Below are 14424 nucleotides of genomic sequence, written 5' to 3'. Positions count from 1 at the left end.
TTGCGGGGCGCCGGCATGTCCGTCACAGCCTCTAGGGGAGCATGGCGTAGGCCACGATCTCCAGCTTCATGCCCGGCACCACCAGCGCCGAAATCCCCATGCTGGAGCGGTTGGGATAGGGCGCCTCGAAGAACTCGCGGTACACGGCGTCGATGGCCGGCATGTCGGCCACGTCGGTCATGTAGATCAGCACCTGGGTCACATGCGCCAGCGTGCCGCCTGCGGCCTGCAGCGCGTTGCGCAGGTTGGTGAAGGTCAGGCGCGCCTGCTGTTCGATGGGGCCGGTGTCGATGCTGCCGTCGGGCCGCACGGGGCCGTGGGCCGTGAACAGCATCTGGCCGCTGGCCTTGACGGCCCAGGAGAAGGGCTGCTTGAGCGGCGGCAGTCCCACGTCGATGATTTGCTTCATGGTGTCTTGGTTCTTGGTGGTTGTTGTCAGGCGGAAGGCCTTACAGCGCGGTTCTCACGGACCAGATTTCGGGGAACAGCACCACGTCCAGCATCTTGCGCAGATAGCTGACGCCGCCCGTGCCGCCCGTGCCGCGCTTGAAGCCGATGACGCGCTCCACCGTGGTCACATGGCGAAAGCGCCACAGGCGGAAGGCGTCCTCGATGTCGGCGAGCTTTTCGCCGAGCTGGTACAGGTCCCAGTGCGACTGCGGGTCGCGGTAGACCTGGGCCCAGGCAGCCTCGACCTCGGGGCTGGCCGTGTAGGGCAGGGTCCAGTCGCGTTCCAGGTGCCCGGCAGGAATGGCCAACCCCTGGCGTGCCAGCAGGCGCAGGGCCTCGTCATAGAGCGAGGGCGAGCGCCATGCCGCCTCCACCTGGGCCAGCAGATCGGGCCGGTGGGCATGGGGCTGGAGCATGGCGGCATTCTTGTTGCCCAGCGCGAACTCGATGCAGCGGTACTGGTAGCTCTGGAAGCCGCTGGAGCTGGCGAGATACGGGCGCATGGCCGTGTACTCGGTAGGCGTCATGGTGGCCAGCACGGACCAGGCGCCTACCAGCTGCTCCATGATGCGGCTCACGCGGGCCAGCATCTTGAAGGCATCTGCATGGCGGTCGGCCGCCACGGCGGCCGTGGCGGCGCCCAGCTCGTGCAGCATGAGCTTCATCCACAGCTCGCTGGTCTGGTGCTGGATGATGAACAGCAACTCGTCATGCGTGGGCGACAGCAGTTGCTGTGCGCCCAGGATGGCGTCCAGCTGCAGGTAGTCGCCATAGCTCATGGACTGGCTGAAATCCAGCTGCGCCCTTTCCTCGGCGACGATGCGCTCGGTCAGGCCGCCATGGACGGGGCAGCCGCTCATTGCGGCGACTCCAGCACCGTGGCAATGGCGTCGGCCACGTACTGCACGTTGGCGCCGGACAGGCCCGACATGCACATGCGGCCCGAGCGGATCAGGTACACGCCATGCTCGTCGCGCAGGCGGTGGACCTGGGGCTCGGTGATGCCTGTGTAGCTGAACATGCCGCGCTGGGTCAGCAGGAAGCCGAAGTCGCGCCGCTCGCCAAAGCGTTCATGCAGCGCGCCGTGCAGCTGGGCGCGCATGTCCTTGATGCGGCCGCGCATCTGCGCCAGCTCCTGCGCCCATTGGGCGCTAAGTTCGGGCGACGCCAGCACCTGCTGCACCAGGCGCGCGCCACGGGTGGGTGGCGAGGAATAGTTGCTGCGCACCGTGGCCTTGAGCTGGCCCAGCACATTGCCGGCCGTGGACGCGTCGTTGCAGACCACGCTGAGGCCGCCCACGCGTTCGCCATACAGCGAGAAGTTCTTGGAAAACGAATTGGCCACGAAGGCCTGGGCGCCCGCGTCGGCCAGGGCGCGCACGGACCAGGCGTCTTCATCGAGCCCATCGCCAAAGCCCTGGTAGGCCATGTCCACGAAGGGGATCAGGCCGCGCTCCACGATCACCGGGATCAGTTGCTGCCACTGCTCGCGCGACAGGTCCACGCCCGTGGGGTTGTGGCAGCTGGCATGCAGCAGCACCACGCTGCCCGAGGGCAGTTCGCGCAGCGTCTGCAGCATGGCGTCGAAGCGCAGGCTGCCCGTGGCCGCGTCGTAGTAGGGATAGCTGTGGGTGCGCAGTCCCGCGCCCTGGAAGATGGCCAGGTGGTTGTCCCAGGTGGGATCGCTGAGCCAGACCTCGGCGCCGGGGAAATAGTGCTGGATGAAGTCCGCGCCCAGCTTGAGCGCGCCCGAGCCGCCCAGGGTCTGCACGGTGGCGATGCGCTGACTGCGCACGGCCTCATGACCGGCGCCGAACACCAGGTCCTGCACCAGCTGGCGGTAGGGAGCAATGCCTTCGATGGGCAGGTAGCCGCTGGGGCTTTGCTCGCGGGCCAGGGCATCGCCGGCCTGGCGCACGCAGTCCAGCACGGGCAGGCGGCCGGCCTCGTCGAAATACAGGCCGATGCTCAGGCTGACCTTGTCGGCGCGTGGGTCCTGCTGGAAGGCCTCCATCAGCGACAGGATGGGATCTCCGGGGTAGGGCGGGACGTGGCTGAACATCGAGGCGCGGGCGGTATCGAGGGGGGCAAGAGTCGTCATGTGTCTAAGGCAGAGAGAGAAACGGGAGGCCGGATGTCACCGTGCGGGAACCTGGGCTTGGGTGGATGTTGGGGTCTGGGTTGGGGTTGGGGTCTGAGGGGAGGGCTGGCCGGCCGGCCGGCGATACCAGATGGCGTAGACGGCGGCCAGCAGCAGCAAAAAGGGCAGGCCCGTGAGCACGGTCAGGCGGAATACGTCGGTGAACAGCGTGGACACCAGGGCGGCCAGCATCAGCGCCGCGCCCAGCAGCGTCAGCACCGGAAAGCCCCACATGCGAAAGGCCAGCGGCTTGTTGCCCTGGCGCACCCAGTGGATGCGGAAGAACAGGTGGGTCACGAAAATCATGAACCACGTGAACATGGCGCCGAACATGGCCACGGCCATCATCAGCATGAAGGACTGCTCGGGATTGATGATGTTGAACAGGGTGGCCACGGCAATGCCCAGGCACGACAGCAGCAGCGCCGGCAGCGGCACGCCGCGCGAGTTCACGCGGCCCAGCACGGCGGGCGCATGGCCGGCGCGCGAGAGGCTGAACATCATGCGGGTGGTGATGTACAGCTGGCTGTTCATGGCCGACAGGGCGGCCACCAGCACCACGAAATTGACCACGCTGGCCGCGCCGGGCAGGCCGATGATCTCCATCACCTTGACGAAGGGGCTGCCCTCCTTGCCGGCGGCCGACCACGGCACGATGGCCAGCATCAGCGCGATCGTGGCCAGGTAGAACACCACCAGGCGCACCATGGTGGAGCGGAAGGCGCTGGTGACGGCGCGCTGCGGGTCCTTGGCCTCGCCGGCGGCCACCGCGATCATCTCGATGCTCAGGTAGCTGAAGATGGCGATGATCACGCCCACCCAGGTCCCCCACAGGCCGTTGGGAAAGAAGCCGCCGTTGTTGACGTAGTTGGCAAAGCCCACGCCGTCCGGACGGGCGCCGAACACCACCCAGGCGCCGACCACGATGAAGGCCGCGATGGCGATGATCTTGATCATGGAGAAGCTGTACTCCACGGCGCCGAAGGCCTTGACGCTCATCATGTTCACGCCGATGAGCGCGCCCGAGAAGATCACCACCCAGGCCCAGCGCGGCACCTCGGGGAACCAGTAGCCCATGTACAGGCCCACGGCCGTCACCTCGGTGCCCACGGCCAGCACCACGCAGGCCCAGTAGGCATAGCGGACCATGAAGCCGGCCATCGGGCTGATGTAGTGCTCGGCATAGGCGCCGAACGAGCCCGAGGTCGGGTGGGCCACCGTCATCTCGGCCAGGCAGCCCATGAGCAGCAGCGAGATCACTGCGCCGATGGCATAGCTGATCAGCACGCTGGGCCCGGCAAAGCCGATGGCAAAGCCGCTGCCCAGGAACAGGCCGGTGCCGACGGCACCGCCGATGGCGATCATGGTCATCTGTCCGGCGGACAGCTGCTGTTGGAGTCCGGCTTCGCGCTGGACGATGTCTTCGAAGGCTGGCATGGGTTGTTGTCTCCGTTGCTGTGGGGGGCTTCGGAGGCGGATGCTATGGACGGCCTTCGCGGGACGTTTAGTAGTTATCCCTAAATCGACTTGATCTTGGATAAGTTATTCTGTGAAACATGAATTCATAGGTGGTTTATGCCAATCGACATCGACAGAACGGACCGGCTGCTGATCCGCGCCCTGCAGGACAACGCGCGGCTGACCTCGGGTGAGCTGGCGCAGCGTGTGCATTTGTCGCAGTCACCGTCATGGCGGCGCATCAAGCGGCTGGAGGACGAGGGCGTGATCACCGGCTACCACGCCGCGCTGAGCCGGCGCGCCATAGGTTTTGGCGTGCTGGCCTTCGTGATGGTGGGCATAGACCACCAGAACGAGGAGTCCTCGCGCCATTTCCAGGAAGCGGTCTGCGCCATTCCCGAGGTCGTGATGTTCCATGGCATCTCGGGGCCGGAGGACTTCCTGCTGGTCGTCGTGGCGCGCGATCTCGACGCCTATTCCGATCTGCTGCTCAGCCGCCTGCACCGGCTGCCCGGCGTGCGCCAGGTGCACACGCATTTCTCGCTGCAGGAATTCAAGGGACAGCTGGCGGGGCTGCCGGTGGAATGACGGCTGGTGGCGCCTGGCAGGCTGCTAGAGCAGGCCGCTGTCCAGCGCCTGCATGCCATGGCGCACGCGCACGCGGTTGCAGGCATCGCTGCCGGCGGCGAACTCGCGGCAGGGCGAGGGGCGCCATTCATAGATGCCGCAATGGGCCTTCTCGCCCACCTTGCCGACCAGGGCCGCGCAGCGGGGACGCGCCCAGTCGGTTCCGCGCATGCGGCAGGTGTGGTCGGTGACTTCCTCGGCCAGCCCGGCTGGCACGCGGCCGCCCTGCGCCTGCGACTCGTGCACGGAAAAGTCCACGCGAAACGATGCGCAGCAGGCGCCGCAGCTCAGGCAGGGATGGGTCATGGCGTGGGGAGGGGAGTGCGCAAAGGCCGTGTCGGCGTCGGCCGCCATTGTGCCGCGCGCCGCCCGCCTGGGCCCGCCAGGGGGCAAAGCCGGGAACGCAAAACCCTGTCCCGCACTCCGATACCATGCGCGGTCCCGCCGCCCGGGTTCGATCAAAATCAAAATGAGAATAAAAATCAATTGATACAACACGCCATGCATTCGATGAACCCCGCGACGGACGCTGCGGCTCCGTCCACGCTGTCCGCGCCTCCCATGTCCTCCTCTGCCGCCGTTGCTGCCACCACGGCCATCACCCTTGATGCCCTGCCCCGCCAGGTATCGGCGCGCGTGGTCGAGCTCCATGCCGCACGCGATGCCAGCGAGCAGGAACTGCTGCTGCGGCTCATGGAGATCGGCTTTCTGCCCGGCGAGCCCGTGCGCATCCTGGCCGCGGGCTTTCCGGGCGACGACCCGCTGGCCGTGCGCGTGGGCCAGACCACGTTCGCTTTGCGCCGCCATGAGGCGGCCCTGGTGCGCGTGGCGCCGGAGGCGGTGGCATGAGCGCGTCGTCCTCTCCCAAACTCATCCAGCCGCTGCAGCCTGCCCAGGGCGGCGGCGGCAGCGGTGATTCCGCACTGCGCCTGGCCTTGCTGGGCAACCCCAACTGCGGCAAGACGGCGCTGTTCAACCTGCTGACCGGCGCACGCCAGAAGGTGGCCAACTACGCGGGCGTGACCGTGGAGCGCAAGGAAGGCTGGCTGAGCACGGCCAGCGGCCGGCGCGTGCGCGTGCTGGACCTGCCGGGCACCTACAGCCTGCATGCGCACAGCGAGGATGAGCGCATCACGCGCGACATCGTCTCGGGTCGCCATGCGCGCGAGGCGCCGCCCGAACTGCTGGTCTGCGTCACCGACGCCACCCATCTGCGCCTGAACCTGCGCCTGGTGCTGGAGGCCCAGCGCCTGGGCCTGCCCATGCTGCTGGTGCTCAACATGAGCGACATGGCCAGGCGCCAGGGCATCGATATCGACCGCGAGGCGCTGTCACGCGCCCTGGGCATGCCCGTGCTGTCCACGGTGGGCGTGCGCCAGGACGGCGCGCGCGAACTGCTGCAATGGCTGGACGGCCCCGAAGCCCGCGCCCTGGCGGCGCCGCAGCTGCAGGCCTCGGCCCGCCCGGGCGATGCGCGCGAGCAGGTGCTGGCCCTGCACCAGCAGGTGGCCCGCATCATGGCCGACTGCGTCAAGGAGCCCGTGGTGGACACCCGGCGCGACGACCGCATCGACGCCGTGGTGCTGCACCCGCTGTGGGGCATGCTGCTGCTGGCGGCCACGCTGTTCCTGATGTTCCAGGCCGTGTTCAGCTGGGCACAGCCGCTGATGGATGGCATCGAGGGCGGCGTTTCGGCCGTCTCGGCCCTGGTCAACGAGCACATGCCCGAAGGCGCGCTGCGCAGCCTGCTGGCCGATGGCGTGATCGCCGGCACGGGCGCCGTGCTGGTCTTCCTGCCGCAGATCCTGATCCTGTTCCTGTTCATCCTTGCACTCGAGGATTCGGGCTACCTGCCGCGTGCCGCCTTTTTGCTGGACCGCATCATGGGCAAGGTCGGCCTGTCGGGCCGCTCCTTCATTCCGCTGCTGTCCAGCTTCGCCTGCGCCGTGCCCGGCATCATGGCCACGCGCTCCATCACCAGCTGGCGCGACCGCCTGGTGACCATCATGATCGCGCCGCTGATGACCTGCTCGGCGCGCCTGCCGGTCTATGCGCTGCTGATCAGCGCCTTCATTCCCGAGCGCACGGTGGGCGGCATCTTCAATTTGCAGGGCCTGGTGCTGTTTGCGCTGTACGTGGCCGGCATCGCCAGCGCCATGGCCGTGGCCGGCGTGGCCAAGCTGGTGGGCCGCAGCGCCGGCCCCACGCCGCTGCTGATGGAGCTGCCCTCCTACCGCTGGCCCAGCCCGCGCAGCCTGGCCCTGGGCCTGTACGAGCGCGCCATGATCTTCCTGCGCCGCGTCGGCGGCATCATCCTGACCGTGAGCATCGTGCTGTGGTTCCTGGCCAGCTACCCGGCGCCGCCCGATGGCGTCACCGAAGCGGCCATCCGCTACAGCTTTGCAGGCCGCATCGGCGGCTGGCTGGAGGTGGTGCTGGCGCCGATCGGCTTCAACTGGCAGATCGCCATCGCCCTGGTGCCCGGCATGGCCGCGCGCGAAGTGGCCGTCAGTGCCATGGGCACGGTCTATGCACTGTCCGCTGCCAGCGACGAGGCCATGGCCGAGCAGCTGGGGCCGCTGATCGCCCATACCTGGTCCCTGGCCACGGCGCTGTCGCTGCTGGCCTGGTTCGTGTTCGCGCCCCAGTGCATTTCCACGCTGGCGGCCGTGCGGCGCGAGACCAATGGCTGGCGCTATCCGCTGCTGATGACGGGCTACCTGTTCGCGCTGGCCTACCTGGCCAGCTTCATCACCTACCGCGTGGCCCTCGCGCTGGGCGCGGGCTGAGGAGGGCATTGAGCATGTGGCAAAACATCATCGTGGGCGTGATCGTGGTGGTGGCGGCCGTGTCCCTGGTCTGGCGCTACCTGCCGGCGCGTTGGCGGCTGAAGGCCGGTCAGCTGCATCCGTCGCTGGCGCCCAAGGACGGGGGCGGCTGCGGCGGCTGCAGCGCCTGCGGCGGAGACAGCTGCGCACCGGACAGGCGCCAGCCATAGCGCCAGGTCGGTCGACAGGCCGGTCGCCGGGCCGCCGGCCGGTTGCACGCTCAGGCAGCGGCCAGCCAGATGCGGGCGCCGTCATCCAGCGCAGGCAGGCCATGCGCCAGGCGCGCAGCGTTGCAGCGGTCCGTGCCCATCTCGAATTCCCGGCAGGTCGATGAGCGCTGCTCGTAGATGCTGCATGCCACCTGTTCGCCGCAGCGGCCCGTGAGGGCCGTGCAGCGCACGGGGCGGCGCTCGGTGCCGTTCATGCGCCAGCGGTTGCCGTGGACCTCATGGGCCAGTTCATCGGGAACGGTGCCGCCCATGGAGCGCAGCTCGTAGACGGAAAATTCGACACGGAAGTGTTCGCAGCAGACGCCGCAGTTCAGGCAGGGATGCAGGGCTTCGGACATGGAAGTTCTTCTTCGGGAGACAGCAGGGCACGCACAGGCTTGCCGCGCCCGGTGCCCGGGGCGGCGCATAAGGCTGGGAAGAGGGGGTGCGGCCCTAGGTATGGCCCTGGAGGAACTTCAGATAGAAGGTGTGGATGCGCACGAACAGCGCACGCACCCGGGCCGCGAAATGCCGGCGCGGCCCGAAGAACGAGGGCACGCGCGTATGGCGTGCAATGTGCGGATGGCGCAATGCGCAGCCGCCCAACGGAAACACCGCCTGGGGGCGCTTGGCCTGCAGGCGGTGTCTGGAGTGTTCGTGGCTCAGGTGCATGGGTGTGAGGGAATGCGCCTGGGCCAAAGGAGTGGGCGTGATCAGCCCGGCTGGCGGCCCAGCAGCAGGTACTCCATCAGTGCCTTTTGCACGTGCATCCGGTTCTCTGCCTCATCCCAGACCACGGACTGCGGCCCGTCGATGACCTCGGCCTGCACTTCCTCGCCACGGTGGGCGGGCAGGCAGTGCATGAACAGGGCGTCGGCACGCGCGGCGGCCATCATCTCGGCATCCACGCACCAGTCGGCGAAGGCCTTCTTGCGGGCCTCGTTCTCGGCCTCGTAGCCCATGCTGGTCCACACGTCGGTGGTCACCAGGTCGGCGCCCTTGCAGGCATCCAGCGGGTCCTTGAAGACCTTGTAGCAGCCCTCGCGCGGCGCCTTGCCGCCAAAGGCCAGCTTCTCGTCCACTTCGTAGCCGCCCGGCGTGCTGACGTGGACGGTGAAGCCCAGCAGGTCGGCAGCCTGCAGCCAGGTGTTGGCCATGTTGTTGCCGTCGCCGACCCAGGCGACAGTCTTGCCCTGGATCGAGCCGCGGTGCTCGATGAAGGTGAAGATGTCGGCCAGGATCTGGCAGGGGTGGAACTCGTTGGTCAGGCCGTTGATGACGGGCACGCGCGAGTACTCGGCAAAGCGCACGATCTTGTCCTGGCCGTAGGTGCGGATCATCACCAGGTCGGTCATGCGGCTGATGACGCGCGCGCTGTCCTCGATGGGCTCGGCGCGGCCCAGTTGGCTGTCGCCCGTGGTCAGGTGGACCACCGAGCCGCCGAGCTGGTACATGCCGGCCTCGAAGCTCACGCGGGTGCGCGTGCTGGCCTTCTCGAAGATCATGGCCAGCGTGCGGTCGCTGAGCGTGTGGTGCTTTTCGTAGTTCTTGAACTTCTTCTTGATCAGGGCCGCGCGCTCGAGCACATAGGCGTACTCGTCGGCCGTGAAGTCGGAAAACTGCAGATAGTGCTTGATGGCAGTCATAGGCAGGTCCTCATTCGGACAGGAATTGCACGATCAGGGGCTTGAGCTTGGCGACCACTTCGTCGGCCTCGGCCTCGGTCATGATCAGCGGCGGCACCAGGCGCACCACGGTGTCGGCGGTCACGCTGAACAGCAGGCCGGCTTCGGCGCCACGGCCCAGCAGGGCGCCGCAGGGCTTGTTCAGCTCGATGCCGATGATCAGGCCCTGGCCGCGCACATCGACCACGCCCTTGACGTCGGCCAGCTCCTTTTGCAGCGTGGACTTCAGGCGGTCTCCCACCTTGGTGGCATGGGCCAGCAGGCCGTCTTCTTCCATGATGCGGATGGTTTCGATGCCCGCACGCATGGCCAGCGGATTGCCGCCGAAGGTGGAGCCGTGGTTGCCCGGCTGCAGCACGGTGGCCGCCTTGCCATGGGCGACGACGGCGCCGATGGGCACGCCCGAGCCCAGGCCCTTGGCCAGGGTCATCACGTCGGGGACGATGCCGGCCCACTGGTGGGCGAACCACTTGCCCGTGCGGCCCATGCCTGCCTGGACTTCGTCGAACATCATCAGCCAGCCGTTGGCATCGCACAGGGCGCGCACCTGCTGCATGTACTCGATGCGCATGGGGTGCAGGCCGCCTTCACCCTGGATGGGCTCCATCATCACGGCCACCACGTCGGGGTTGCCGGCCGTGGCCTGCTGCAGCGCCTCGAAGTCATTGACCGGCACGCGCAGGAAGCCGTCGAGCAGCGGGCCGAAGCCGTCGCGCACCTTGGGGTTGCCCGTGGCCGTCATGGTGGCGATGGAGCGGCCGTGGAAGGCATGCTCGTAGACCACGATCACCGGCTTGGCGATGCCCTTGTCCACGCCGTACTTGCGCGCGATCTTGATGGCGGCCTCGTTGGCCTCCAGGCCCGTGCTGCAGAAGAAGACATTGGTCATCTTCGCGCGCTCGGTCAGCAGCTTGGCCAGCGTTTCCTGGCCGGGCACATGGTAGTAGTTGGAGGTGTGGATGAGCTTGGCCACCTGGTCCTGCAGCGCAGGCACCAGCTTGGGGTGGTTGTGGCCCAGCGTGTTCACTGCAATGCCGCCCAGCGCATCGAGGTACTGCTTGCCGTTGACGTCCCACACGCGGCAGCCCTGGCCTCGCTCCAGAGCGATCGGTACGCGGCCATAGGTGTTCATCACGTGGGGCGAGGCAGCCTCGATGAAAGCGGTCATTGCAAAAATCTCCTGAGCTGGAAAGTAAACGGCATCCGGGCGTTGCCGCCGCAGATGCCTGAAAAACAGCGAAGCCCGATTCTAGGGGCCGCGCAATGGCCTACCGTTGCGGTTTGCGCATCACAGCCATGCAATGAACCTACGCCACACTTGGTTAGTGCGCTGCACAACGGTCCAGCTCTTATATAAGAGATAAAATGCCTGCTTGGCCTGCCGGCAGCGATCCTGTCTGCGGGCTCTGGCTTTTTTGAAGGACTTGCGCAAACAGGAAGTGGCAAGGTGCTGGGCCCCTTGGCAAGCCGCCTGTTTTGCTCCTTGTTGCGCAAGTCGTATTTTGGTGCGCATCCTGATGGTCTCTCCCTCCAGCAAAGAACTGTTCATCCAGGGCATCACCCACGAAGGCAAGACTTTCCGGCCCAGCGACTGGGCCGAGCGGCTGGCAGGCGTCATGAGCCAGTTCCGCCCCGGTGGTGCCCAGCGCGGCAGCCACCTGAGCTACTCGCCCTGGTGTGTTCCCACAACGCTCAACGGCGTCAAGTGCGTGGTCGTGCATCGCGACCTGCGCGACTACGAGCCCATGGCCTGGGATTTCTGCCTGAATTTCGCCAAGGACAACAACCTGCAGGTTGCCGAAGCCTGCCTGATACCGGACGAGCCGGCCCGCTGAGGCCGGCTTCTTTTTTTTGCGGGGCCGGTTCCCGCCCGATGTGAAGCGCGCCTGGGGTGCGTTTTTTTTCGGCTGCGCTTTGCTGGTGGAGCCGGGCTTTTCCTTCGGTGCGATTGCCGATGGCGGCGCCTTTGTCCAGGCACAAAAAAACCGCCCGAAGGCGGTTTTCTCGTTCGCTGACAGCGCACCCGTTACAAACGGCAGATGGCCGGGGCCATCCGTGCGGTTGCCTAAGTGGATTAGGCGGCGGGGGCTGCCAGGGCCTTGACCTTGGCGGACAGGCGGCTCTTGTCGCGAGCGGCCTTGTTCTTGTGGAAGATGCCCTTGTCGGCGATCGTGTCCAGAACGGATTGGGCTGCGGCAAACAGTTCGGTTGCCTTGGCCTTGTCGCCAGTCAGAACGGCCTTCTCGACCTTCTTGACGGCGGTGCGGTACTTGGAACGCAGCGAAGTGTTGGCTGCGTTGAGCTTGACGTCCTGGCGGGCGCGCTTGCGGCCGGATGCCAGGCGGGGGTTCTTCTTTACGGGCTTGGATGCCATGATATGTATTCCTAGTGTCTGAGGATGTTGTCGGCGAAGCGCGGGATTATAGCATGCAGTCCCTCCAGGGCCTGTTGGCCCCAGGCCGCGCAATCGGGCCTGTTGCAACGGAGTGCAAGAGCCGTCCGGCCCGCCCGGGCACGCAACTGCGGTGGCCGTGCCAGCGCATACACTCCCCACGGTGTCACTGTTCAAAGCCGCCTCCACCGTTTCCCTGCTGACGCTGGCCTCCCGTATCACCGGGCTGGTGCGCGATCTGCTCATGGCCTCCATGTTCGGAGCCAATGCGCTGACCGATGCGTTCAATGTCGCGTTCAGGATTCCCAATCTCTTTCGGCGCCTGTTCGCCGAAGGCGCCTTCAGCCAGGCCTTTGTGCCGGTGCTGGCCGCCAGCAAGGCCAAGGAGGGGGAGGAGGCCACGCGCAGGCTGATCTCCCATGTGGCCACGCTGCTGTTCTGGGTGCTGCTCGTGACCTGCGTGCTGGGCGTGGTCGGCGCGCCGCTGCTGGTCTGGCTGCTGGCCAGCGGCCTGCGCCAGTCGCCCGAAGGCTATGACGCAGCCGTGCTGATGACGCGCTGGATGTTCCCCTACATCGGCTTCATGTCGCTGGTGGCGCTGTCGTCCGGCGTGCTCAATACCTGGCGGCGCTTTGCCGTCTCGGCCGCCACGCCCGTGCTGCTGAACCTGGCCATGATTGCCGCCGCCTTCTGGGGTGCACCCTGGCTGCAGGCGCGCGGCATAGAGCCCATCTATGCCATGGCCGGCGGTGTGATGCTGGGCGGCGTGCTGCAGCTGGCGGTACAGCTGCCGGCGCTGGCAGGCCTGGGCCTGCTGCCGCGCATCGGGTTTTCTCCAGCCGCCTTGCGCCAGGCTTGGCAAGAGGCCGGCGTGCGCCGCATCCTCAGGCTGATGGCGCCGGCGCTGCTGGGCGTGGGCGTGGCCCAGGTCTCGCTGATGATCAACACCCAGATCGCCTCCTATCTGCAGCCGGGCAGCGTGACCTGGCTGTTCTATGCTGACCGGCTCATGGAGTTTCCGACGGCGCTGCTGGGCGTGGCGCTGGGCGTGGTGCTCACGCCCCAGCTGGCCGCGGCCAAGGCGGCCGACGACTCGGAGCGCTACTCGGCCATGCTGGACTGGGGGCTGCGCCTGGTGGTGCTGTTTTCCGTGCCCTGCGCGTTGGGGCTGCTCACTTTCGCCGAGCCGCTCGTGGCCACGCTGTTCCACCGTGGCGCGCTGCAGGACAGCGATGTGGGCCAGATCGCGCTGGCGCTGGTGGGCTACGGCGCCGGCCTGGTGGGCCTGGTGGCCATCAAGGTGCTGGCGCCCGGCTACTACGCAAGCCAGGACATCCGCACGCCCGTCAAGATCGCCATCGTGGTGCTGATCATCACCCAGCTGCTCAACCTGGTGCTGGTGCCCTTCATGGCGCATACGGGTCTGGCGCTGTCCATCGGCCTGGCGGCCCTGGTCAATGCGGGCTGGCTGCTGTGGGGGCTGCTGCGCCGGGGCGTCTACCGTCCCAAGCCCGGCTGGGGGCGGCTGGCCTTGCAGGTGATTGCGGCCAGCAGTCTGCTGGCCGTGCTGCTGACCTGGGGAAGCCAGCATTTCGACTGGATTGCGCTGCGCGCCAACGGATGGCAGCGCGTGGGCCTGCTTGCCGGCCTGATGGCGGCCTCGGCCCTGCTGTACTTTGGCGCGCTGTGGGCGGCCGGGCTCAAGCTGCGGGCACTGCTGCGGCGCTAGCCCGAACCCGCATAATTGCAGGCCTGGGCGCTGCAAATTCACAAGGCATCATGAGCTGGAGCTACGACGACACGCCAACGGCCCTGCAATACTTTGCAGCGCTGGTGCAAAGCGATGAACACCTGCCGCTGATGGAGGCGGCAATCAGCATCGCCCAGGATGCCGTGCCCGATCTCGACCTGCAGGCGGCCAGCGCCGAACTGGACCGGCTGCAGGTGCGCCTGGTCCAGCGCCTGGCCGGCGAAACCGATCCGCTGCAGTGCCTGCGCGGACTCAACCAGTTCTTCTACGGCGAGCTGGGCTTTGGCGGCAATCTCAACGACTACTACGACCCCGCCAACAGCTACATCCACCATGTGCTGCAGACGCGGCGCGGCATTCCCATCAGTGTGGCGCTGATCTGGCTGGAGCTGGCTGCGGCCATCGATCTGCCGGCGCAGGGCGTGAGCTTTCCCGGCCATTTCCTGGTCAAGATGCGCCTGCCCCAGGGGCAGGTGGTGATGGACCCGTTGAGTGGCGAGTCCTTTTCGGCCAACAGCCTGGCCGAGCGGCTGGAGCCCTTCTGGCAGAGCGCGGGCCTGTCGGCCGAAGAGGCCGCTCCGCTGGGCATGTACCTGCAGGGCGCCTCGCCGCGCGACGTTCTGGAGCGCATGCTGCGCAACCTGCAGGAAATCCACCATGCCCGGCGCGACTGGCCGCTGCTGGTGGCCGTGCTCAACCGGCTGGCCGTGCTGCGGCCCGACATGCCCGAGATCCTGCGGGACCGGGGGCTGGCCTATGCGCAATGGGGGGTGACCGAGCGTGCGCTTGAAGACCTGGAGCGCTTCCTGCAGTCCCAGCAGGGCGCGCAGGCCGTGGCCGTGCGCGAGGTGATCCGGCGGCTGAGAGGGCTGTAGCCGCCCGCGC

Annotated in this window: 17 protein-coding genes; 7 read left to right on the top strand and 10 right to left on the bottom strand. The window is 67.1% G+C overall.

Going from position 1 to position 14424, the window contains the following annotated elements:
• Window positions 1-31 precede the first annotated feature (31 nt).
• From U6958_RS26330 to U6958_RS26315, 4 genes are all read right to left on the bottom strand, one after another.
• Window positions 32-409 carry a RidA family protein gene (locus tag U6958_RS26330; protein WP_013803668.1) on the bottom strand — a complete coding sequence of 126 codons (378 nt, stop codon included), beginning with the start codon at window positions 407-409 and terminating at the stop codon, window positions 32-34.
• A gap of 40 nt (window positions 410-449) precedes the next feature.
• A complete protein-coding gene (gene kynA / locus U6958_RS26325) occupies window positions 450-1310 on the bottom strand; it encodes a tryptophan 2,3-dioxygenase (RefSeq protein WP_016448994.1) in 861 nt (286 codons plus the stop codon).
• Window positions 1307-2512 (bottom strand): amino acid aminotransferase, encoded by a 1206-nt coding sequence (locus U6958_RS26320; RefSeq protein ID WP_198818677.1) that lies wholly within the window; start codon window positions 2510-2512, stop codon window positions 1307-1309. The genes kynA and U6958_RS26320 overlap by 4 nt, the downstream gene beginning before the upstream one ends.
• 75 nt (window positions 2513-2587) lie before the next feature.
• Window positions 2588-4027 (bottom strand): amino acid permease, encoded by a 1440-nt coding sequence (locus U6958_RS26315; protein WP_074921606.1) that lies wholly within the window; start codon window positions 4025-4027, stop codon window positions 2588-2590.
• Between the two features lie 138 nt (window positions 4028-4165).
• Between U6958_RS26315 and U6958_RS26310 the strand changes: the two genes are divergently transcribed.
• Window positions 4166-4636 (top strand): Lrp/AsnC family transcriptional regulator, encoded by a 471-nt coding sequence (locus tag U6958_RS26310; protein ID WP_016448991.1) that lies wholly within the window; start codon window positions 4166-4168, stop codon window positions 4634-4636.
• A 24-nt stretch (window positions 4637-4660) separates the two neighbouring features.
• Here the strand turns inward: U6958_RS26310 and U6958_RS26305 are convergent, their stop codons facing one another.
• Complete coding sequence (locus U6958_RS26305; RefSeq protein WP_026062772.1) at window positions 4661-4981, bottom strand: YkgJ family cysteine cluster protein; 321 nt, start codon at window positions 4979-4981, stop codon at window positions 4661-4663.
• A 195-nt stretch (window positions 4982-5176) separates the two neighbouring features.
• Here U6958_RS26305 and U6958_RS26300 point away from each other — a divergent pair, with 195 nt between their 5' ends.
• Genes U6958_RS26300 through U6958_RS26290 form a run of 3 tightly spaced genes read left to right on the top strand, consistent with a single transcriptional unit; the run spans window position 5177 to window position 7673 of the window.
• Window positions 5177-5524 (top strand): FeoA family protein, encoded by a 348-nt coding sequence (locus U6958_RS26300; RefSeq protein WP_074921605.1) that lies wholly within the window; start codon window positions 5177-5179, stop codon window positions 5522-5524.
• Complete coding sequence (locus U6958_RS26295) at window positions 5521-7464, top strand: ferrous iron transporter B (protein ID WP_074921604.1); 1944 nt, start codon at window positions 5521-5523, stop codon at window positions 7462-7464. Before U6958_RS26300 ends, U6958_RS26295 begins: the two co-directional genes overlap by 4 nt.
• Before the next feature lie 14 nt (window positions 7465-7478).
• On the top strand, window positions 7479-7673 hold the full coding sequence (locus tag U6958_RS26290) for a hypothetical protein (RefSeq protein ID WP_016448987.1): 195 nt from the start codon (window positions 7479-7481) through the stop codon (window positions 7671-7673).
• Between the two features lie 50 nt (window positions 7674-7723).
• Here the strand turns inward: U6958_RS26290 and U6958_RS26285 are convergent, their stop codons facing one another.
• The 4 genes from U6958_RS26285 to U6958_RS26270 form a co-directional block, all read right to left on the bottom strand.
• Window positions 7724-8071 (bottom strand): YkgJ family cysteine cluster protein, encoded by a 348-nt coding sequence (locus tag U6958_RS26285; protein WP_016448986.1) that lies wholly within the window; start codon window positions 8069-8071, stop codon window positions 7724-7726.
• 94 nt (window positions 8072-8165) lie between these two features.
• A complete protein-coding gene (locus U6958_RS26280) occupies window positions 8166-8384 on the bottom strand; it encodes a hypothetical protein (RefSeq protein WP_016448985.1) in 219 nt (72 codons plus the stop codon).
• A gap of 41 nt (window positions 8385-8425) precedes the next feature.
• The gene (gene argF / locus U6958_RS26275; RefSeq protein WP_016448984.1) at window positions 8426-9358 is read right to left on the bottom strand and encodes an ornithine carbamoyltransferase; all 933 of its coding nucleotides are present in this window, start codon (window positions 9356-9358) and stop codon (window positions 8426-8428) included.
• A gap of 10 nt (window positions 9359-9368) precedes the next feature.
• Window positions 9369-10565 carry an aspartate aminotransferase family protein gene (locus tag U6958_RS26270; RefSeq protein WP_016448983.1) on the bottom strand — a complete coding sequence of 399 codons (1197 nt, stop codon included), beginning with the start codon at window positions 10563-10565 and terminating at the stop codon, window positions 9369-9371.
• 349 nt (window positions 10566-10914) lie between these two features.
• Between U6958_RS26270 and U6958_RS26265 the strand changes: the two genes are divergently transcribed.
• Window positions 10915-11232 (top strand): DUF3579 domain-containing protein, encoded by a 318-nt coding sequence (locus U6958_RS26265; protein WP_012204103.1) that lies wholly within the window; start codon window positions 10915-10917, stop codon window positions 11230-11232.
• 239 nt (window positions 11233-11471) lie between these two features.
• Here the strand turns inward: U6958_RS26265 and rpsT are convergent, their stop codons facing one another.
• Window positions 11472-11771: a 30S ribosomal protein S20 gene (gene rpsT, locus U6958_RS26260; RefSeq protein ID WP_016448982.1), complete on the bottom strand. Its 300-nt coding sequence runs from the start codon at window positions 11769-11771 to the stop codon at window positions 11472-11474.
• A gap of 181 nt (window positions 11772-11952) precedes the next feature.
• On the opposite strand from rpsT, the gene murJ reads away from it, so the two are divergent.
• Window positions 11953-13518: a murein biosynthesis integral membrane protein MurJ gene (gene murJ / locus U6958_RS26255; RefSeq protein ID WP_074921696.1), complete on the top strand. Its 1566-nt coding sequence runs from the start codon at window positions 11953-11955 to the stop codon at window positions 13516-13518.
• Between the two features lie 50 nt (window positions 13519-13568).
• A complete protein-coding gene (locus U6958_RS26250) occupies window positions 13569-14414 on the top strand; it encodes a SirB1 family protein (protein WP_016448980.1) in 846 nt (281 codons plus the stop codon).
• The last annotated feature ends 10 nt before the right edge of the window (window positions 14415-14424 follow it).

Origin of the sequence: Delftia lacustris (assembly GCF_040267515.1) — a bacterium.
GTDB classification, from domain to species: domain Bacteria; phylum Pseudomonadota; class Gammaproteobacteria; order Burkholderiales; family Burkholderiaceae_C; genus Comamonas; species Comamonas tsuruhatensis.
The sequence above is the reverse complement of the archived record's forward strand: the minus strand, read 5'-3'. Positions and strand labels throughout refer to the sequence as shown.

What these genes read in the sequence shown, in the direction of transcription:
- argF (WP_016448984.1), bottom strand. Translation starts at nt 9,358, where the DNA reads ATGACTGCCATCAAGCACTATCTGCAGTTTTCCGACTTCACGGCCGAC.
- U6958_RS26270 (WP_016448983.1), bottom strand. Translation starts at nt 10,565, where the DNA reads ATGACCGCTTTCATCGAGGCTGCCTCGCCCCACGTGATGAACACCTAT.
- U6958_RS26310 (WP_016448991.1), top strand. Translation starts at nt 4,166, where the DNA reads ATGCCAATCGACATCGACAGAACGGACCGGCTGCTGATCCGCGCCCTG.
- kynA (WP_016448994.1), bottom strand. Translation starts at nt 1,310, where the DNA reads ATGAGCGGCTGCCCCGTCCATGGCGGCCTGACCGAGCGCATCGTCGCC.
- rpsT (WP_016448982.1), bottom strand. Translation starts at nt 11,771, where the DNA reads ATGGCATCCAAGCCCGTAAAGAAGAACCCCCGCCTGGCATCCGGCCGC.
- U6958_RS26315 (WP_074921606.1), bottom strand. Translation starts at nt 4,027, where the DNA reads ATGCCAGCCTTCGAAGACATCGTCCAGCGCGAAGCCGGACTCCAACAG.
- U6958_RS26280 (WP_016448985.1), bottom strand. Translation starts at nt 8,384, where the DNA reads ATGCACCTGAGCCACGAACACTCCAGACACCGCCTGCAGGCCAAGCGC.
- U6958_RS26320 (WP_198818677.1), bottom strand. Translation starts at nt 2,512, where the DNA reads ATGTTCAGCCACGTCCCGCCCTACCCCGGAGATCCCATCCTGTCGCTG.
- U6958_RS26250 (WP_016448980.1), top strand. Translation starts at nt 13,569, where the DNA reads ATGAGCTGGAGCTACGACGACACGCCAACGGCCCTGCAATACTTTGCA.
- U6958_RS26265 (WP_012204103.1), top strand. Translation starts at nt 10,915, where the DNA reads ATGGTCTCTCCCTCCAGCAAAGAACTGTTCATCCAGGGCATCACCCAC.
- U6958_RS26290 (WP_016448987.1), top strand. Translation starts at nt 7,479, where the DNA reads ATGTGGCAAAACATCATCGTGGGCGTGATCGTGGTGGTGGCGGCCGTG.
- U6958_RS26330 (WP_013803668.1), bottom strand. Translation starts at nt 409, where the DNA reads ATGAAGCAAATCATCGACGTGGGACTGCCGCCGCTCAAGCAGCCCTTC.
- U6958_RS26305 (WP_026062772.1), bottom strand. Translation starts at nt 4,981, where the DNA reads ATGACCCATCCCTGCCTGAGCTGCGGCGCCTGCTGCGCATCGTTTCGC.
- U6958_RS26300 (WP_074921605.1), top strand. Translation starts at nt 5,177, where the DNA reads ATGCATTCGATGAACCCCGCGACGGACGCTGCGGCTCCGTCCACGCTG.
- U6958_RS26285 (WP_016448986.1), bottom strand. Translation starts at nt 8,071, where the DNA reads ATGTCCGAAGCCCTGCATCCCTGCCTGAACTGCGGCGTCTGCTGCGAA.
- U6958_RS26295 (WP_074921604.1), top strand. Translation starts at nt 5,521, where the DNA reads ATGAGCGCGTCGTCCTCTCCCAAACTCATCCAGCCGCTGCAGCCTGCC.